General features: G+C 72.3%; 16 protein-coding genes. 11 read left to right on the top strand and 5 right to left on the bottom strand.

The genetic code is table 11. The features are described from left to right. Positions 1-50 precede the first annotated feature (50 nt). A complete protein-coding gene (locus tag CGE01nite_RS15270) occupies positions 51-2630 on the bottom strand; it encodes an ATP-dependent Clp protease ATP-binding subunit (RefSeq protein WP_141371601.1) in 2580 nt (859 codons plus the stop codon). Positions 2631-2902: 272 nt separating this feature from the next. On the opposite strand from CGE01nite_RS15270, the gene CGE01nite_RS15265 reads away from it, so the two are divergent. Both CGE01nite_RS15265 and CGE01nite_RS15260 read left to right on the top strand, forming a co-directional pair. Beyond that, positions 2903-4765: a M48 family metallopeptidase gene (locus CGE01nite_RS15265; protein ID WP_170211001.1), complete on the top strand. Its 1863-nt coding sequence runs from the start codon at positions 2903-2905 to the stop codon at positions 4763-4765. Between the two features lie 146 nt (positions 4766-4911). After that, positions 4912-7014 carry an MMPL family transporter gene (locus tag CGE01nite_RS15260; protein ID WP_048342014.1) on the top strand — a complete coding sequence of 701 codons (2103 nt, stop codon included), beginning with the start codon at positions 4912-4914 and terminating at the stop codon, positions 7012-7014. Positions 7015-7064: 50 nt separating this feature from the next. On the opposite strand, the gene CGE01nite_RS15255 is transcribed toward CGE01nite_RS15260, so the two are convergent. After that, a complete protein-coding gene (locus tag CGE01nite_RS15255; RefSeq protein ID WP_141371599.1) occupies positions 7065-7403 on the bottom strand; it encodes a hypothetical protein in 339 nt (112 codons plus the stop codon). Positions 7404-7815: 412 nt separating this feature from the next. On the opposite strand from CGE01nite_RS15255, the gene CGE01nite_RS15250 reads away from it, so the two are divergent. The 4 genes from CGE01nite_RS15250 to CGE01nite_RS15235 all read left to right on the top strand — a co-directional run bounded on the left by CGE01nite_RS15250 (position 7816) and on the right by CGE01nite_RS15235 (position 10539). After that, complete coding sequence (locus tag CGE01nite_RS15250) at positions 7816-8454, top strand: DUF6318 family protein (protein WP_141371598.1); 639 nt, start codon at positions 7816-7818, stop codon at positions 8452-8454. A gap of 269 nt (positions 8455-8723) precedes the next feature. Then, positions 8724-9287 (top strand): PKD domain-containing protein, encoded by a 564-nt coding sequence (locus CGE01nite_RS15245; RefSeq protein ID WP_141371597.1) that lies wholly within the window; start codon positions 8724-8726, stop codon positions 9285-9287. A 30-nt stretch (positions 9288-9317) separates the two neighbouring features. Next, positions 9318-9800: a PPOX class F420-dependent oxidoreductase gene (locus CGE01nite_RS15240; protein WP_141371596.1), complete on the top strand. Its 483-nt coding sequence runs from the start codon at positions 9318-9320 to the stop codon at positions 9798-9800. A 4-nt stretch (positions 9801-9804) separates the two neighbouring features. Further along, positions 9805-10539: an SIR2 family NAD-dependent protein deacylase gene (locus tag CGE01nite_RS15235; RefSeq protein ID WP_141371595.1), complete on the top strand. Its 735-nt coding sequence runs from the start codon at positions 9805-9807 to the stop codon at positions 10537-10539. A gap of 86 nt (positions 10540-10625) precedes the next feature. Here CGE01nite_RS15235 and CGE01nite_RS15230 read toward each other — a convergent pair whose 3' ends face one another. Then, positions 10626-12152: a peptidoglycan DD-metalloendopeptidase family protein gene (locus CGE01nite_RS15230; RefSeq protein WP_053071539.1), complete on the bottom strand. Its 1527-nt coding sequence runs from the start codon at positions 12150-12152 to the stop codon at positions 10626-10628. 389 nt (positions 12153-12541) lie between these two features. Between CGE01nite_RS15230 and CGE01nite_RS15225 the strand changes: the two genes are divergently transcribed. Genes CGE01nite_RS15225 through CGE01nite_RS15215 form a run of 3 tightly spaced genes read left to right on the top strand, consistent with a single transcriptional unit; the run spans position 12542 to position 14998 of the window. After that, positions 12542-12886: a hypothetical protein gene (locus CGE01nite_RS15225; protein ID WP_048342017.1), complete on the top strand. Its 345-nt coding sequence runs from the start codon at positions 12542-12544 to the stop codon at positions 12884-12886. Then, positions 12879-14336 carry a sensor histidine kinase gene (locus tag CGE01nite_RS15220; RefSeq protein WP_229747505.1) on the top strand — a complete coding sequence of 486 codons (1458 nt, stop codon included), beginning with the start codon at positions 12879-12881 and terminating at the stop codon, positions 14334-14336. Before CGE01nite_RS15225 ends, CGE01nite_RS15220 begins: the two co-directional genes overlap by 8 nt. Then, positions 14333-14998 (top strand): response regulator transcription factor, encoded by a 666-nt coding sequence (locus tag CGE01nite_RS15215; protein ID WP_141371592.1) that lies wholly within the window; start codon positions 14333-14335, stop codon positions 14996-14998. The genes CGE01nite_RS15220 and CGE01nite_RS15215 overlap by 4 nt, the downstream gene beginning before the upstream one ends. A gap of 17 nt (positions 14999-15015) precedes the next feature. Here the strand turns inward: CGE01nite_RS15215 and CGE01nite_RS15210 are convergent, their stop codons facing one another. Together CGE01nite_RS15210 and CGE01nite_RS15205 are read right to left on the bottom strand one after the other, a co-directional pair. Beyond that, positions 15016-16323 carry a phosphotransferase family protein gene (locus CGE01nite_RS15210; protein ID WP_141371591.1) on the bottom strand — a complete coding sequence of 436 codons (1308 nt, stop codon included), beginning with the start codon at positions 16321-16323 and terminating at the stop codon, positions 15016-15018. A 128-nt stretch (positions 16324-16451) separates the two neighbouring features. Continuing rightward, complete coding sequence (locus CGE01nite_RS15205; protein WP_141371590.1) at positions 16452-16910, bottom strand: hypothetical protein; 459 nt, start codon at positions 16908-16910, stop codon at positions 16452-16454. A gap of 131 nt (positions 16911-17041) precedes the next feature. Between CGE01nite_RS15205 and CGE01nite_RS15200 the strand changes: the two genes are divergently transcribed. Continuing rightward, a complete protein-coding gene (locus CGE01nite_RS15200) occupies positions 17042-17767 on the top strand; it encodes a SanA/YdcF family protein (protein ID WP_229747506.1) in 726 nt (241 codons plus the stop codon). An 11-nt stretch (positions 17768-17778) separates the two neighbouring features. Beyond that, on the top strand, positions 17779-18717 hold the full coding sequence (locus tag CGE01nite_RS15195) for a Cof-type HAD-IIB family hydrolase (protein ID WP_307722650.1): 939 nt from the start codon (positions 17779-17781) through the stop codon (positions 18715-18717). Positions 18718-18855 lie beyond the last annotated feature (138 nt).

Raw genomic sequence — 18855 nt, 5'->3', positions numbered from 1 at the left:
GAGGGCCGGGACCGTCGTGGTCCCGGCCCTCGCCGGTGGTGCTGGTCGTGTCAGGCGGGCTGGAGGCCCGAGCCCCCGTCACCCGACGCCGCGATCGGCGGCGCGGCGGGCAGGTCCCGGCCGGAGCCGGGCGTCCCCGCCGAAGCCCCGACGGGCACCGGCTCCTTGTCGACCGTCCCGCGCGGGACACCGCGGAAGGAGAACTCCCCCAGGAGTCCCTCGCCCTCGGCGTCGACGATCACGAGCTGGCCGGCCTTGAGCTCGCCGAACAGGATCTTCTCGGACAGCGCGTCCTCGATGTCCCGCTGGATCGCGCGGCGCAGCGGCCGAGCACCCAGGACCGGGTCGTAGCCCTTCTCCGACAGCAGCTTCTTGGCCGCGGGCGTGATCTGGATGCCCATGTCCTTGTCGTGCAGCCGCTTGTCGAGCTTGGCGATCATCAGGTCGACGATCTGGAAGATCTCCGGCTGCGAGAGCTGCGGGAAGACCACCACGTCGTCGACGCGGTTGAGGAACTCAGGCCGGAAGTGCTGCTTGAGCTCGTCGTTGACCTTCGCCTTCATGCGCTCGTAGTCGGTGGCGAGCTCGCCGCCGGCCTGGAAGCCGGTCATGACGCCCTTGGCGATGTCCCGCGTGCCGAGGTTCGTCGTCATGATGATGACGGTGTTCTTGAAGTCGATGACGCGGCCCTGCGAGTCGGTCAGGCGACCGTCCTCGAGGATCTGCAGCAGCGAGTTGAAGATGTCCGCGTGCGCCTTCTCGACCTCGTCGAACAGCACGACGGAGAACGGCCGGCGACGCACCTTCTCGGTGAGCTGACCACCCTCGTCGTACCCGACGTACCCGGGGGGCGAGCCGAACAGGCGCGAGACGGTGTGCTTCTCCGAGAACTCGGACATGTCGAGCTGGATCAGCGCGTCCTCGTCACCGAACAGGAACTCCGCGAGCGCCTTGGCGAGCTCGGTCTTCCCGACGCCCGTGGGGCCCGCGAAGATGAACGACCCACCGGGACGCTTCGGGTCCTTGAGGCCCGCACGCGTGCGGCGGATGGCCTGCGAGAGCGCCTTGATGGCCGCGTTCTGGCCGACGACCCGCTTGTGCAGGTTCTCCTCCATGTGGAGCAGCCGGCTGGACTCCTCCTCGGTGAGCTTGAAGACGGGGATGCCGGTGGCGTTCGCCAGCACCTCGGCGATGAGCTCCTCGTCGACCTCCGCGACGGCGTCGAGGTCGCCCGACTTCCAGGCCTTCTCCTTCTCGACGCGCTTGAGGCCGAGCTGCTTCTCCTGGTCGCGCAGGCGCGCGGCCTTCTCGAAGTCCTGCTCGTCGATCGCCGACTCCTTGTCGCGGCGCGTGGTGGCGATCTCCTCGTCCAGCTCACGCAGCTCCGGCGGGGCCGTCATGCGGCGGATGCGCAGGCGCGCACCGGCCTCGTCGACCAGGTCGATGGCCTTGTCCGGGAGGTAGCGGTCGTTGACGTAACGGTCCGCGAGCGTCGCGGCGGCGACGAGCGCGCCGTCCGTGATCGAGACGCGGTGGTGCGCCTCGTAGCGGTCCCGCAGACCCTTGAGGATCTCGATCGCGTGCTGCAGGTTCGGCTCGCTGACCTGGATCGGCTGGAAACGACGCTCCAGGGCCGGGTCCTTCTCGACGTACTTGCGGTACTCGTCGAGCGTGGTCGCACCGATGGTCTGCAGCTCGCCGCGGGCGAGCATCGGCTTGAGGATCGAGGCCGCGTCGATCGCGCCCTCGGCGGCACCCGCACCGACGAGCGTGTGGATCTCGTCGATGAACAGGATGATGTCGCCGCGCGTGCGGATCTCCTTGAGCACCTTCTTCAGGCGCTCCTCGAAGTCACCGCGGTAGCGCGAGCCGGCCACGAGGGCGCCCAGGTCCAGCGTGTAGAGCTGCTTGTCCTTGAGCGTCTCGGGCACGTCGCCGCGCACGATGTCCTGCGCCAGACCCTCGACCACGGCCGTCTTGCCGACGCCGGGCTCGCCGATCAGCACCGGGTTGTTCTTGGTGCGGCGGGACAGCACCTGCATGACCCGCTCGATCTCCTTCTCGCGCCCGATGACCGGGTCGAGCTTGTTGTCGCGCGCGGCCTGCGTCAGGTTGCGCCCGAACTGGTCGAGCACGGCCGAGCCCGAGGGCTGACCCTCGGTGGGCCCGCCTGCGGCGACCGGCTCCTTGCCCTGGTACCCGGACACCAGCTGGATGACCTGCTGGCGCACGCGGTTGAGGTCCGCGCCGAGCTTGTTCAGCACCTGCGCGGCGACACCCTCACCCTCGCGGATCAGGCCCAGCAGGATGTGCTCGGTGCCGATGTAGTTGTGGCCGAGCTGCAGCGCCTCGCGCAGGGACAGCTCCAGCACCTTCTTGGCGCGCGGCGTGAAGGGGATGTGGCCCGACGGAGCCTGCTGGCCCTCGCCGATGATCTCCTGGACCTGGGCGCGCACGGCCTCGAGCGAGATCCCCAGCGACTCCAGAGCCTTGGCAGCGACGCCCTCACCCTCGTGGATCAGCCCCAGGAGGATGTGCTCGGTGCCGATGTAGTTGTGGTTGAGCATCCGCGCCTCTTCTTGGGCGAGGACGACCACGCGACGGGCTCGGTCCGTGAATCTCTCGAACATGTGCACTCCTCACGAGCAGCGTGCTCATCGGGGTACCCACGCGCTCCGGCACGGAGCGCAGGGCCGACGACGATGCGGCGTTGTTCGATGCTAACGGCGGCATGTGCCCGGTACTGCCCGTGTTCGCCGCAGGCGTGAAACCCCGCTCCGACGAGCGCGCGACGGCACCCGACGAGGGCGGTCCGCGGCGCACGCTCGGCCGGATGGGGGACGCCGAGCCGCACTCGTCGATATCCCGCCCGGGCGGCTGCCCACGTCGCCATACTCGGCGCGTGAAGACCACCATGCGCGCGCTGCTGTGCCTCGCGCTGATCGCCGGGTTCTACGTCACGGCCCTGATCGTGCTCCTCGGGATCCTCGGCGTCGCGGTCGCGCTGATCTCGTCGGGCCACGCCGTCGGGGCCAAGCTCGCGTTCTTCGCGGTCGCGGCAGCGATCGGGTTCGTCCTCACGATGCGCAAGGTCAGCAAGGCCCAGAAGCACGAGCCCTCGGGGAGTGCCCTGCCCAGAGACGTCGCCCCCGAGCTGTGGGACGTCGTCGAGGAGCTCGCCGCGGCCGCTCAGACGCGCGTCCCGCGTGAGATCCGGCTCGTCCCCGACCTCAACGCCTTCGTCTCCGAGGACGCGCGCCTCCTCGGGCTCGTCCCGGGCACGCGGCGCCTCTATGTGGGGGTGCCGCTCCTGCAGGCCCTGGACGTCGCGCAGATGCGCTCGGTGCTCGCGCACGAGCTGGCGCACTACTCGAACGGGCACACCCGCCTCGCGCCGATCGCCTACCGAGGGCGCCAGGTCGTGGGCGCCGCTGCCGGCGAGGTCACGGGGTTCGCAGGCTGGGTGCTGCGCGGCTACGGCCGGCTCTACCTGCTCGCGTCCGCCGCGATCAGCCGCCGGCAGGAGCTCGAGGCCGACGCGGTCTCGGTGCAGGTCGCCGGCCGCGAGGTCGCCGCAGAGACCCTGCACGAGATGGAGGTCCTCTCGGCCGCGTGGACGTTCTACTTCGACCGGTACGTGTCGGTCGCGTGGGACGCCGGCCTCGCGCCGACGAGCGACGCGATGTTCGACGGCTTCGCGGCTCTGCTCGCCGCGCGGCAGGACGAGCTCGACCGGCTGCGCACCCTCGCCCCGCCGTCGCAGGAGTCGCGGTGGGACAGCCACCCGTCGACGTCGGCCAGGATCGCGGCGATGGGCGCGGTCGCCTCTCCAGCGCTCACCCGCGACACGCGACCGGCCGGCGTGCTCGTGCGAGGGCTCCCGGCCCTCACCGCGATGCTCGCCGAGGTCGTCGTGAAGTATGCAGACCGCGAGCGGCTGCCCTGGGAGCTGCTGACCCCGCGGGCGAGGGCGGCGAGCGCGCAGCACTCGGCCGACATCGTGTTCCGTGCCGTGGGCCGCCGCGTGGGAGTCGAGCGCGGCTCACTGCGTGACCTGCTCGAGCTGACGGAGGCCGACCGCCTCGACGACGTGCTGCAGGCGCTCGACCTCGACGCCTCGGCCGGCCCCGATGCGGACGGCGACACCGCCGCGACGGTCGTGTGGACGGCCGTCCTGCAGTGCGCGCTCGCCACGAGCGGCGCAGCACGGTGGGAGCACCGCTGGGACGCGGGCGACCCGTTCGTCGGACCCGACGGCGCGCCCTACGACGTCCGGCCGCTCGCACTGCTGGGCGCCGGCGGCCCGCGCGGCGCCGCAGAGCTGCGAGGACGTCTCGCCGATCTCGGGGTGGACCTCGACGCGATCGGAGCGTCCGCGGAGGCCGACGCTCGCGGCTCCGCCATCGTCGCAGGCGTCGCGAACGTCGTGGTCGACGGTGAGCAGTACGACGTGCTCGTGCTGACCCACGGGCTCGTTCTCGTGCCGTGCCCGAAGGTGTACAACCAGGGTCGCAACCGGCTGCGCGAGCTCGCTGCCAGCGCCGCTCCCGCCGACATCGCCGCCCAGAACTGGTTCGTGCCGTTCGAGGACGTGGTTTCGGGCCGAGTCAGCAAGCGATTCCCCGTCGGGGTGGAGTTCGCCCTGCACGACGGGACCACCCTGGGCCTGAGGACGAAGCTGGACAGCCAGGAGCTCACCTCGGGCAGCAGCATCGCCCTGCAGGACGTGGCGAAGCGGTTCGCCCCCGTCCCCGTCGCCACCTGACCGCCCCGACCGCACGTCAGGGATACCCCCGGGAAGAACCGGGGGTATCCCGGATAGTCCGGATCGCTCCTGAGTCGTCAGTGTGTCTTTGAGCGCCCCTGCGCGGGCGCACTCCCTCACTCTCGACGCCGATCAGGGGACGTGTCATGGCCAAGGTCGCCGGGTGGATCACCCATCGCTACGTGAAGTACGTCGTCATCGCGTTCTGGCTGGGTGCCGTCGCGCTGCTCGGCCCGCTCGCCGGCAAGCTGACGGGCGCGCAGGACAACGAGGCCGCGAGCTGGCTCCCGAAGGACGCGGAGTCCACGCAGGTGCTCGAGAAGGCGGAGGCATTCGTCCCCGCGGACACCGCGCCCGCGGTCGTCGTGTTCGAGCGCAAGGGCGGGCTGACCGCGGACGACGAGGCGGCGATCGCCGACCACGTCGCCGCGTGGGGCTCGATCGACCGGCTCGCAGGCGAGATCGTCGGGCCCGTGACGTCGCAGGACGGCGAGGCGGCCCAGGTCATCGTCCCGATCGAGCTGACCGACTGGGACGAGTCGATCGTCGTCGTCGACGACCTGTTGGCCGCAGCCGACGACGACCCCGCGGGCCTGGCCATGCACGTGACCGGACCCGTCGGCGGTGCCGCCGACTCGGCGAAGGCGTTCGAGGGCATCGACTCGACCCTGCTGTTCGCGGCGGCGGGCGTGGTCGTCGTGATCCTGCTGCTGACGTACCGCAGCCCCGTGCTGTGGCTCCTGCCGGTGGTGTCCGCGGGCGTGGCGCTGACCGTCGCGCAGGCGGCGGTGTACCTGCTCGCCGAGTACGCGGACCTCACCGTGAACGCGCAGAGCGCGGGCATCCTGACGGTGCTGGTGTTCGGTGCGGGGACCGACTACGCGCTGCTGCTGACGGCCCGATATCGCGAGGAGCTGCGCAAGCACACCGACCGGCACGAGGCGATGGCCGTCGCGCTGCACCGCGCCAGCCCCGCGATCATCGCGAGCGGCGCGACCGTGGCCGTCGGCATGCTGTGCCTGCTGTTCGCGACGATGAGCTCGACCGCAGGCCTCGGGCCGGTGGCCGCCGCCGGGATCGTCGTGTGCCTGCTCGTCATGCTGACGCTGCTGCCCGCGCTGCTCGTCGTCCTGGGCCGGTGGGTGTTCTGGCCGCGCGTGCCGCACGTGGGCGACGCCGAGCCGACCGAGCACGGCTTCTGGGCGCGCGCCGGTCAGCGCATCGCGGTGCACCCGCGGCGCACGTGGATCGGCACGGCCGTGGTCCTGGCGATCGCGTCCGTGGGCATCCTGCAGCTCAACGCGACGGGCCTGACGACCGAGGAGTCGTTCCGCAGCGAGCAGCCCTCGATCGTGGGCGAGAAGGTGCTGTCGGCGCACTTCCCGGGCGGTGCCGGGTCGCCCGTCGTGGTCATCGCAGAAGGCGCGGCCGCCGACGACGTGCACACGGCGCTCGCGGCCGTGGACGGGATCGACCCGACGACCGTGACCGAGCCCGTCGTCAAGGACGGCGTCGCGTACCTCGAGGGCACGCTCACGAGCGAGCCCGACTCCGACGCCGCCTACGACACCGTCGACCGCGTCCGCGACGCCGTGCACGCCGTGCCGGGGGCCGAGGCGGTCGTCGGCGGGGAGACCGCGACGAACCTGGACGTCCAACGCGCGTCCGCACGCGACAACGCGGTGATCATCCCGATCATCCTGCTCGCGGTGTTCCTGATCCTGGTCCTGCTGCTGCGCGCGGTGGTCGCGCCGCTGGTCCTCATGGGCACCGTGGTCCTGTCGTTCGGTGCCGCGCTCGGCGTCTCGGCGTTCATCTTCCAGAACGTGTTCGGGTTCGCCGGCGCCGACTCGTCGTTCCCGCTGTTCGTGTTCGTGTTCCTCGTGGCACTGGGGATCGACTACAACATCTTCCTCATGACCCGCGTCCGCGAGGAGGCGCAACGGCTCGGACACCGGCGCGGGTCACTCGTCGGGCTCGCGGCCACGGGCGGTGTGATCACGTCCGCCGGGCTGGTGCTCGCGGGGACGTTCGCGACGCTCGGGACGCTGCCCGCGGTCGCGTTCGCCGAGATCGGGTTCGCGGTCGCGTTCGGGGTGCTGCTCGACACGCTCGTCGTGCGGTCCGTGCTCGTCACGGCGCTCAACCTCGACATCGGCCCGACGATGTGGTGGCCGAGCCGCCTGGCCCGCCGCCCCGAACCGCAGCCCGCCGCCATCCCGCAACGGGTGCCCGAGCCGGCCGCCTGACCCACGCGACGTCGGAACCGCCCCCGCGGCTCACGGGGGCGGTTCCGTGCTCAATGCGTGTAGTCCGGACCGACGCGTGCTGCCCACGGCGTCTCGGGCTGCCGCGACCACACCCGCGCCCGCTCAGTCGTCCCGTACGGCTGCACGCTCACCTCCGCGAGCAGGAGCCGGTCTGGCAGGTTCGCCTCCGCCCAGGCGATCACTGCCGTGACGTCCCTCGCTCCCGCGACCAGGTACGTCGCCTCGCCCGCCACGTCCTCGAGCTCGCCCTCGACCGGTCCAGTCAGGAACGTCACGAGGTAGGTGGGGCGGACGTCGGCCACCCGACCCTCAGGCAGCCGACCGAGCACCGGCTCCAGCGCAGAGCTCTCGATCATCCCTGCAGACATCCCGACCTCGTACTCGTGAAGACGACCCCATCGGGCGCGATGCCCGAAGGCACCGTGCTCGTCACCACGTTCCGCCCTTTCCACGTACCGCACCCCGAGCCACCTGAGTACATCAGTGGCACGTACCACGTGTGCTTCGTTCCATCGGTCTTGATGGCGAACGTCCCGTACCTCGTCGCACACACCGCGCCATCCTCGTTCAGCGTGCCGTTCATGTGCACCTTCACAGCCCGCGGCGATCCCGCACCGGGTGCCCGAACCGGCTGCCTGACCTACGCGACGTCGGAACCGCGCCCGCGGCCCACGAGGCGGCTACTCGGACCTCAGACAGCCGACCGGGCCGTCGCGGACGCTTGTCCACAGACGGGCGGACACCACCCCGCGCCGCGTCCCGATTGAGTAGTTTCGCCCCATGTCTCGCGCCGCTGCTTCGTTGGTGATGGTCGTCGCGGTCCTGCTCGCTGCAGGCTGCACGTCGCAGGGCCCTGAGCCCGTCGCGTCGGCGACCTCGGGCCCCAGTGCGACGGCGAAGGCCTCGCCGACTCCCACGCCGACACCAGAACCCACGCCGGACGTCGTTGTGACCAGCGGGCCGGACCAGGACGTGACCGTCGCACCCACGCCCCCCGCTGCTCTCGACGGTCCGGCCACCGCAGACAACGCCATGCTTGTCGGGAAGTACTTCATCCAGCTCATCCCCTACGTGATCGCCACGGGCGAGACTGCGCAGTGGGACGCGTTGTCGGGTCCGGACTGCAAGTTCTGCGCCAGCGCGCGAGAACTTGGGCTGGAGGTTGCCACCGAAGGGCAGCGGGTGACCGGTGGCGCGATCGACGTCGGCTTCGGCCATGCCTCCGAGGCGGAGGAAGAGGGCGTCTTCTCGGCGAGCATCGACTACGTCGAACACCCCTCTCAGCGGATCGCGGCCGACGGCACGGTCCTCAAGGACTACCCCGAGGCGACGACCGCAAGGGCGCACCTCGAACTCCGCTGGGCTGAAGGCTCCTGGAAGATCCTGGGCGCGAGCAGCGACGATCTTGGGTCGGCCTGATGCGCCGCGCGTTCGTCTCGTCTGTGGTGCTGGTTCTGGCGTTCACGGCAGCATCCGCGGTTCCCGCATTCGCCAGTGCTAGCACCGAGCTCGAAGACGACGAGGCGCACCTCACTGACGCGTTCAAGGCGAATCTCGAGCTACGGCATTGGAGGGCCCACCCGGATCCTCTGGTCGAGTACGCCCACGCCCCGTTGTGCAACGTGGGCTCGCAGTACCTTGCCCCCGGGATCGACGGCGAGTGCTCACCACCCAACGGCACCGTTCCGGTGCCCGCGTGCGGAGACGACTCGCCCGTCGAGCCGCTCTGGCGCCGCACCCGCCCATCGGCCGCATCGGACAACTGGTCGCGGTGGGAGATGCTGGCCGGCTGGGCGTGTCCCCAGGACCTGCTCCCGCCGTTCCCGCAGGCCGACTTCCGGCGCCTGAAGATCGACCCCCTGGCGGCGCATCGGCAGCCCGGACGCGACGAGGTGCTGGTCAACAAGCCGCTGATCGTCTACGCCGACGCCGAGCACCGCACGTTCCGCACGAGCCTGTTCACCTACGGGATCGACGTCGACGTGTACCCCGTCGAGTACGCGTGGGACTTCGGCGACGGCGAGACCCTCACCACCACCTCGCCGGGCAGCCCGTACCCGTCGTTCGACGTCGCTCACACGTACCGGGAGGCGACCTCCGCGACCGTCGTCCTCACGACCACATGGAAGGGCACGTACCGCGTGGACGAGGACCCCGACGGCGAGTGGCGCGACATCTCCGGGACCGCGACGACCACCACGACACTCGACCCCTTCGACGTGATCGAGCTCCGCAGCCGCCTCGACGGCTGACCACGGCAGCACTCGTCGTACGGTCGTCTCATGCCGCGCCCCATCGCCACCACGACCCCGGTCCCGCTCGACGACCTGCTCGACTTCGTCCGGCCGCGCCACCACCTGATCCTCGTCACGACGCGTGCCGACGGCAGCCCGCAGGTCTCCCCCGTCTCCGGCGGCGTCGACGACGCGGGCCGCATCGTCATCTCCACGTACCCGGGCCGCGCCAAGACGCGCAACGCCGAGCGTGACCCCCGCGTCAGCGTGTGCGTGCTGTCCGACGACTGGAACGGCCCATGGGTGCAGGTCGACGGCACCGCGCAGGTGCTGCACATGCCCGAGGCCGAGGACGCGCTCGTCGACTACTACCGCTGCATCGCCGGCGAGCACCCGGACTGGGACGAGTACCGCGCCGCGATGCGGCTGCAGGGCAAGAGCCTGCTGCGCATCACCCCGGTCCGGTGGGGACCGCTCGCGACGGGTGGCTTCCCGGCGGAGGTCGCGGCCCGCCTCGACGCGCAGGGCTGAGCACGTGCCGCACCATCACGACGACCCGACGATCACGGTCCTGACCGGCGCCGGCATCTCCACCTCGTCGGGCATCCCCGACTTCCGCGGGCCGCAGGGCGTGTGGACGCGCGACCCGGCCGCGGCCGAGCTGCTGGAGATCGGCCGCTACGTCCGCGAGCGCGACGTGCGGGTGCGCGGCTGGCGGGCGTGGGCGGAGCACCCGACGTGGCACGCGCAGCCCACGGCCGCCCACCGGGCGCTGGCGGAGCTCGAGCAGGCGGGCGACCTCATCGCGGTCCTCACGCAGAACTTCGACGGCCTGCACCAGGCGGCCGGCTCGTCCGACGACCGCACCGTCGAGCTCCACGGCTCGCTCGCCACGACCTCGTGCCTGCGGTGCACGACGACCTGGCCGACGACCGACGTGCTCGCGCGCCTGGCCGACGATCCCGACCCGCTGTGCACCGAGTGCGGCGGCATCCTCAAGCCCGATGTCGTGTACTTCGGCGAGCAGCTGCCCGATGACGCACTGCAGCACGCCGTCGCCGCTGCGACCGACGCCACGACCTTCGTCGCGATCGGCACGACCCTGACCGTGCAGCCCGTCGCGAGCCTCGCCGCGCTCGCCGTCGACTCGGGCGCGCGCCTCGTCGTCGTCAACGCCGAGCCCACGCCCTACGACCACCTGGCCGACGAGGTCATCCGCGACCCCATCGACCAGGCCATCCCCACGCTGATGGAACGACTTCGCTCCTGAACCGTCGAGCGAGCAGGCCGGCCCCGTCGGCTTCCGCTGAGGAGGCTCCGATCGAGTCCCCCCGGGAGGGCGATCGCCCCTCCGCCCTAGTACTTCCAGCCAATGAGCGAGTGGGGGAAGACCTGGTTGGCCACTCCGTTGAGCTTGATGTCGATGTGCAGGTGAGGCCCCGTCACGCAGCCCTTGTTGCCGGAGTATCCGAGCAGGTCGCCAGCATTCACCGCCTGGCCGTTGCTCACCGAGAAGCTGTCCAGGTGGGCGTAGTCGAAACGGTAGGTCGCGCCGTCGCGGTTCGAGGTAACGATCAGGTCTTGCTGGACACGCCCGATGGCTGCGGGGACGGGGCACCACTTCGCCTCGACCTTGTACGCGGCGGGGATGCTCACCGCGCCGCCGTACATGGCGTAGACGGGGGTGCCGATCGGGACGGGGAAGTCGTCGCCGTTGTGCCCGGAGTACGTCGTCAGGGTGGCGTGCGGCTGGATGGGGAAGACCCAGCCGTTGATCCCCGGCAAGGGCGTCGACGGCACGGAGGATCCGTTGCAGTTCGGCTCGGAGGCGACGAACCCGATCGTCCCCTTCGGCACCAGGCCGTTGACCGTGGTCTTGAAGTCCGCGTCGGGCACCCAGTCGCCCCACAGGAGACGGTGCCAGGTCGAGGTCTTCGTCGTCCCGGGGGTGGCGCTGCCGTCCACGGCCTGGCCGTTGGTGACGCCGCAGACCACCGGTAGGCGCGTGGCCACCGGGTACACCTTGAACAGGGTGCTCGTCAGGTTCGGTGCCGATTGGCTCTGCGTCCCGGGCTGACCGTTGGCCGTCGAGCCCGTGTACACGGAGAGCCAGCCGACCACGTTGCGCGCCCAGACCGCCTTGCCGGCAGCGTCGTAGATGACGAGGTTCCCGTCATCCTGGACGGCGAGCACCGTTCCGCCGGTTCCCCAGGAGCCCGAGTCCCACCGTGGCGTGCCCGCAGCGTTGCGGCTCACGAGGTTGCCGTCGCTCTGCATGACGACGTGGTTGGCGTCGCCACCGCCCGTCGACCAGGTGGCGCCCGACGGGCCGTACTCGACGAGGTTCCCGTCGCCCTGCATCACGAGGGTGTAGCTCCCGTTCGGGGACCGCAGGGACCTGCCCGCGTTGAGGACCTCGTCGCTGCGGAGCTGGTCAGTCGCCAGGACCGTCACCGCTGCCGAGGTCACGGTCTTCGATGCGTAGCCGGTCCGCGACCCCGTGACGCGGACCGCGACTCCCGCGCCCTCGTCGTCGAAGGTCAGCCTGTACGTCTTGCCCGTCGCGCCGGGGAGCGCGGAGCCGTTGCGCAGCCACTGGTACGTGATCTTCGCGGTCGGCGACCATGTGCCAGGGTTCGCCGTCAGGGTGCCGCGGACGGTCGCGGTGCCGACGATCTTCGGCTTCGGAGCTGACACGAACCTGGCGGTCTTGACGGCTGCAGTCGGCTTGCTCGTCCTGCTGACGGTCTTGTAGTTGGCCTTCCTGCCCGTCACCTTCACCGTGATCAGCTTGCCCGCGTCCGCGGGGGCGAGCTTGTAGGTGGTCTTCGTCGCTCCAGCGATCGCGACCCCGGAACGCTTCCACTGGTAGGTGAGCTTCACGGGGGCGGGCCTCCACGTGCCTGACCGTGCGGTCAAGGTCGCGCCGACCTGCGCCGTTCCCGTCACGGTGGGCCTCGGACTGGCGGTGAACGTCCTCGGGGAGCTGGCGTCTGCCGGCGCCACCACGACGAAGAGCAACGCGAGCGCCGCCGCGACGACGAGGGCCGCGTGCCGACCCAGTACTCGAAAGCCGACAGAGGGCATCGCGCACTCCCACCTTCTCCAGCATCCAGGTAGGCGGAGCGGAGCGCGCCGCACGTGAGGAACGGTAGCGACGGCAGGGCGGGCGAGGAGCCAGTTCCACCCATGTCAGCCTGTTGGGTGAACGGCTGACCGCCGCCGCTGCACGTTCTCATCCGCGTCTCATGCCGACCAGGCACGATGAGCGCATGGTGCGAGAGGTGCGGACGTGGCTGGCGGTGGGCCTCGTCGTGCTCGCGCTCGGTGCCGGCTCCTACGCGCTGACGGTCGCGCTGTCCGCGCCGGGGGACCGCTCGATCGGCGAGCCCGTCGTCGTGACCCCCGCGGGAACGAGCCCGAGCACCGATCCGACGCCGTCGCCGACCACCACGGGCACCCCGAGCCCCACCCCGACGTCCACATCCGGGGCGCCCAGGACGCCCGCGCCCGTCGACCTGCCCACCCCTCGGGACCCGGACGACGACGATGACGACGACGACGACGACCACACGCCGGACCCCGATGACGATGACGACGAGCGCGACCGTGACTGAGGCGCCGTCGCGCCGCCCGCGGCGCACCGTGCGGACGAAGGTCGTCGCGGTCACGCTCGCGACCACAGCGCTCGGGCTGCTGGGCGCCGGGCTGACGACGTACGCGATCCAGCGTCAGGACGTCGACGACCGCATCGAGAGCGAGCTCACGCGCGCCGCGCAGCAGTTCCGCGGCATCGCGCAGGCCAACGCGGACCTGCCGGTCGACGGCATCCTGCGCGCGGCGATGCAGCAGACGCTGCCGGACCCGAGTGCGGGCAGCATCGCGCTCGTCGACGGCTCCCCGGCCTGGTACGCGCCCACGACCGTCGCGGTCCGGCTCGAGGACGACCCGCAGCTCGTCGCCCTGCTGCGCGAGGTGCCCGCGGGGGACCAGGTGCGGCTGCGGACGGTCACGACCGACCGTGCCCAGTACCGCGTGGTGACGGTCCCGGTGACCCTCGACGACCCTGCGGCCCCGGCGGGGCTCTTCGTCGCGGCGACGGTGCGTGACCTCGAGATCGCGGCGCTGGACGACACGTGGCGCACGTACACGTTCGTCGCGGCGGGCGCGCTCGCGGCCACGGGCGTCGTCGCGTGGGTGCTGCTCGGGCGGGTGCTGCGGCCGCTGCGCGCACTGCGGGAGACCGCGGCGAAGGTCGACGAGGGCACCCTCGACGCGCGCGTGCCGGTGACCACCGACGACGACGTGAGCGAGGTCGGGCACACCGTGAACGCGATGCTCGACCGGCTGCAGGCGAGCATGTCGGCGCAGCGACGCCTGCTCGACGACGTGGGGCACGAGCTGCGCACGCCGCTGACGGTGATCGGCGGGCACCTGGAGCTCATGGACGTCGACGACGCCGACGACGTGCGCGCCACGCGCGAGCTCGCGCTCGACGAGGTCGACCGCATGGGCCTGCTCGTCGACGACCTGCTGGTGCTCGCCGTCGCCGACCGCGACGGGTTCGTCCAGCCCGCTCCGACGCACGTCGGGGTCCTGACCGACGAGGTGCTCGACAAGGCCACCGGCCTCGGTGCGCGCACGTGGCGGGTCGACAAGCGCGCCGACGTCGAGCTGCTCGTCGACGCACGTCGCCTCACGCAAGCGTGGCTGCAGCTCGCGAACAACGCGGTGAAGTTCTCCGCGGACGGCACGACGATCACGCTCGGCTCGGCCGTCGCCGACGGCACGCTGCGGCTGTGGGTGCGCGACGAGGGCGTCGGCATCGCACCGGAGCGTCAGGCGCGGATCTTCGAGCGGTTCGAGCGCGCGCCGGAGTCCGCGGGGACGGTCGGCGCGGGGCTGGGGCTGGCGATCGTCGCGGCGATCGCACGGGCGCACGGCGGTGACGTGGGGGTCTCGTCGGAGCCCGGGATCGGGTCGACGTTCGTCGTCTCCGTCCCGGCCGTCCCGGTATCCACGGGCCGGTCCGACGAGAGTGGCGACGACGAAGGGGCGGACGCATGAGCGGCGTGCTGGTGGTGGAGGACGAGGCACGCATCGCGTCGTTCGTCGCGAAGGGGCTCAAGGCCGCGGGCTACGCACCCACGGTCGTCGGGACGGCGCGCGAGGCGCTCGACCTCGCCCTCACCGGCGACATGGACCTCATGGTCCTGGACATCGGCCTGCCCGACGGCGACGGGTTCGACGTGCTCCGCCAGGTGCGCGCCGCGGGCTCGCGGCTGCCGGTCATCATCCTCACGGCGCGCAGCTCGGTGGAGGACACCGTCGCCGGGCTCGAGGGCGGCGCCGACGACTACATGCCCAAGCCGTTCCGGTTCGAGGAGCTGCTCGCGCGCGTGCGCCTGCGGCTGCGCACCGAGGCGGACTCGCCCGACGACACGACCGTGCTGCAGCGCGGTGCGGTCACCCTCGACCTGCGCTCGCGTCGCGCGACTGTCGACGGACGCAGCGTGGACCTGTCCGCGCGCGAGTTCGCGCTCGCCGAGACGTTCCTGCGCAACGCCGGCACGGCGCTGTCGCGCGAGCAGCTGCTCTCGCGCGTGTGGGGGTACGACTTCGACCCGTCGTCGAACGTGGTGGACGTGTACGTGCGCTACCTGCGCACCAAGCTCGGCGCGGAGCTCATCTCGACGGTCCGTGGGGTCGGGTACCGCTTCGAGGCATGAGCCGCGCTCGGGCCCCGTCAGGCCAGGCACGCCTCGGCGATGGTGAGCAGCCGCTCGGAGTCGTCCACCGGGGCCTCCGGGTCGGCGGGCAGCGCACCGGCCGCCAGCGACAGCAGCACACCGGCCACCCGCACCCGCAGCGCGTCGGGGTCGACGAACGCCGCCGCCTCACCCGTCCAGCGCAGCGCGGTCGCCGCGAGCGCGGGAGTCATGGGCCGCACCGCGTGCAGGTGCGCGAGCAGGCACCCGAGGTCGTCGACGAGGTGCCCCGGCCCGACGGTGTCGACGTCCAGCAGACCGCAGACCCGGCCGGCGTCGTCGACCAGCAGCTGCGCCTCGTGCAGGTCGCCGTGCGTGGGGACGGTCGGGCCGGCGTCCGTGCGCCGCAGCCCTGACCGCACCCCGGCGGCGACCGCGTGGGCGCGTCCCTCCAGTGCCGGACGGACCTCGAGCGCACCGGCGTAGGCCCGCGCGCGCGACGACCACGGACGACGCGTCGGCAGGTCGAGGACCGTGGGCGGGAACGCCAGCACGGGGGCGAGCACGTCCGCGAGCGCCGGCGTGCAGCCCGCGACGAGCGCGTCGAGCAGGGGGACCCCGTCGATGGCCTCGAGCACCACGAGCCCGTCGTCGGACGCGTGCGCGACGCGCGGCACGGGGACGCCCGCGTCCGCCAGCAGGCGGTGCCGCCCGACGACGTCCGCGGCGTTGCCGTCACCCGGCCGCAGCACCTTGACGAACCACGGCACACCGTCCCGCTCCGCCCGGACCACGGCCCGGCGCAACGGTCGGTACCCGACGAGCTCCAGCGCCGTGACGGGACCCGCACCGGGCAGCGCGTCCGCCAGCCGGTGCGGGTCGCACGCGCGGCCCAGCGCGGGCAGCACCGGGTCCTGCGGGTGCCGCCACACGACGACGACCCCGGCCGGCCCGCGCGCCACCAACGTCCCCGGCACGTCCCGCGGGCAGGTCCGCGACGTCGTCGCGAGCAGGTACTCGTGACGGCCGTCCGCGGTCTGGACGACGTAGCCCACGGTCACGCCGTCGCCCGGGCGATGGTGCACGGCGTCGACTCTCCACGACGCGATGCCGGTGCCGCTCGTCGCGAGCGCCGCGGCCAGCAGGTCGCCGGCGGCCGCGTGCGTGAGCACCGCGAGGGCCTCGGCCTCGTCGGGCCGATCGTCGGGCCGTTCGTCGTGCTGCCCGTCGTTCCGCTCGTCGGGCGGCTCGTCCGACCACGCGCTGCCGCGGGAGTCCGCCCACCGCCCGTGCGACCCGGTCGAGGGCGGGTCCGGCGCGGGCTCCCAGCTCGACGCGACCGGCACGGAGGCTCCCCCGGCGGCCCGACGGTCACCGACCGTCGGGCGCGCAGCACCACGTGCGGGCCGGGGCGTCATGGAGGTCAAGCCTGCCAGGGCGGTCAAGCGGCGCCTGGGGCTTCTGTCCGTTTCCGTCAGTCCGCGCTCGCGGCGCTGACCGGCGAGGCCGGGCTCGCGGGGGTGGCGGGGGTGACCGGGCTGGCCGGGCTCGCGGCCGTCACCGGGCTCGCGGGCGTCACAGACGTCGCGGTGCTGGCAGGTGTGGCCGGGCTGGCGGCCGTGGTCGCGCTGGCGGGCGTCACCGCCGACGCGGGGGTCAACGCGGTGACGGTCGTGACGACCGACGAGTTCTGCGTGCGCGTCGGGTCCGTCGCACCGGCCGACGGGGTGGGGGTCGCGCTCGGGGCGTCGCTCGGGGTGCCGACCGAGGTCGCGCTGTCCGTCGGCGTGTCCGTCGGCGCGTCGGTCGGGACCGACGAGGTCGTCGTGTCCGGCGACGGTGTGGTGCTCACGGCGAGCGCGCTGCCACCGGCGACTGCGACGGCGCTGAGCGTGCCGGAGATGATCCAGACCGAGCGGGGAAGGGTGCGCATGAGGGGCCTCTTTCGTCGTGCCGCGGCCTGTCCGCGACACCACCGACTCTCGGGGCGGTCCATGAGGCCAGCAGGAGGCCCGCATGAGAGAGCTCTCATCCTGTGTCGGGCCGCGTGGTTAGGCTGCTGCGGTGAGCATCGACGCCGACGCGCGGACCGACGAGGGCACGCCGCCGGCGACCCCCGCCGCGGTCCCGCGCCGCGCGCGCCGCCGCTGGCGCCGTCGGCTCGGCATCGCCGCGGCGCTCGTCGTGCTCCTGCTCGTACCGCTCGCATGGGTGCAGGGCGCGGGCCAGGCGCGGCTCCGCACGCAGGAGACTGTCCAGGACGCACCCGTCGCGCTCGTGTTCGGCGCCGGGCTGCGGCCCGACGGCTCGCCGTCGACGTACCTGCGCCGCCGGCTCGACGCGGCGCAGACGCTGTACGAGTCGGGCAAGGTCCAGGTGATCCTCGTCAGCGGCGACAGCGGCTCGATCGGCCACGACGAGCCGACGGCCATGCACGACTACCTCGTCGCGGCGGGCGTCCCGACGGGTGCGGTCGTGCTCGACTACGCGGGCTTCGACACGCACGACACGTGCGTTCGTGCGCACCGCGTGTTCGGCGTGGACGCGGCGGTCGTGCTCACGCAGGACTACCACGTGCGGCGCGCGGTCTTCTCATGCTCGGCCGCCGGGATCGACACGCAGGGCATCGGCGTCTCGTCGGCGAGCGTGCGGCCCGAGCAGCTCACCCAGTGGCGGCTGCGCGAGGTTCCGGCCTCGTACAAGGCGTGGTGGGACGGCCTCACGGGGCGTGACCCGGTCTACCTGGGCCCTGCGGAGACGGGCGTGCAGGACGCCCTGCGCGACTCCTGAGACGATCGGGTGTGCCCGCGACAACCTCCGCCTCCCCTGACCAGACGCCTGACCCGACCCCTGAGCCGACCCCCGCCGAGCCCGCCGAGCCCGCCGTCGAGCGGCGCGACACCGACCAGCTCCTGGCCGACCTCGCCACCAGGCTCGACGCGAGCGGCGTGCGGCTCGTCGCGCTCGACATGGACGGGTCGCTGCTCGACGACGCCAAGCAGATCCCCGACGGGTTCTGGCCGGTGCTCGACGCGCTCGTCGCCCGCGGGGTCGTCGTGTGCCCCGCCTCGGGCCGGCAGTACGCGACGCTGCGCGAGCAGTTCGGGCGCGACGACCTGACCTACGTGGCGGAGAACGGCGCGATCGTCGTGCGGCGGGGCGAGCCGGTCGCGGTCGCCGGGCTGGCCCGGGCGAGCGCGCGCCGGGCGGTGGACCTCGTGCGCGGGGCGGTGCGCGACGGCGCCGACCTCGGCACCGTGCTGTGCGGCGTCCGGTCCGCGTACGTCGAGCGCACCGACAAGGCGTTCCTCCAGCACGTGCGCCCGTACTACCGCCTCCTGCAGCACGTCGACGACCTGGACGCCGTCGACGACGAGGTGCTCAAGGTGGCGGTCTTCGACTTCGGCCCGGCCGAGCTCGGCGCGGGTCCTCTGCTCGCACCGCTCGACGGACCGGACCGCGTGCTGGTGTCCGGGACCCACTGGGTCGACGTCATGGGCCCCGACGCCGACAAGGGCCACGCGCTGCGCTGGCTGCAGGCCGAGCTCGGGATCTCGTCGGCGCAGACCATGGCGTTCGGCGACTACTTCAACGACGTCGGCATGCTCGAGGCCGCCGACTGGTCCTTCGCCATGGCGAACGCGCACCCCGACGTCCGCGCGATCGCGCGCTTCATCGCCCCGTCCAACAACGACGACGGCGTCGTCCGCACCCTCCGAGCCGCCTTCTCCCTCCCCTGACCCCCGCCCCACGCGACCACCACTCACCCCGAACCAGCGACTGCTCCGGGAATCCACCCCGTCGGCCGGAGCAGACACAGCGTCACGCAACGACCCAGCGGACACTCCGGCCCCGGAGCGGTGAGCCTGAGCAGGCGT

The organism is Cellulomonas gelida (assembly GCF_006538725.1).
Lineage (GTDB): Bacteria > Actinomycetota > Actinomycetes > Actinomycetales > Cellulomonadaceae > Cellulomonas > Cellulomonas gelida.
Note: the sequence above shows the minus strand (reverse complement) of the source record. Positions and strands in the feature narration are given on the sequence as shown.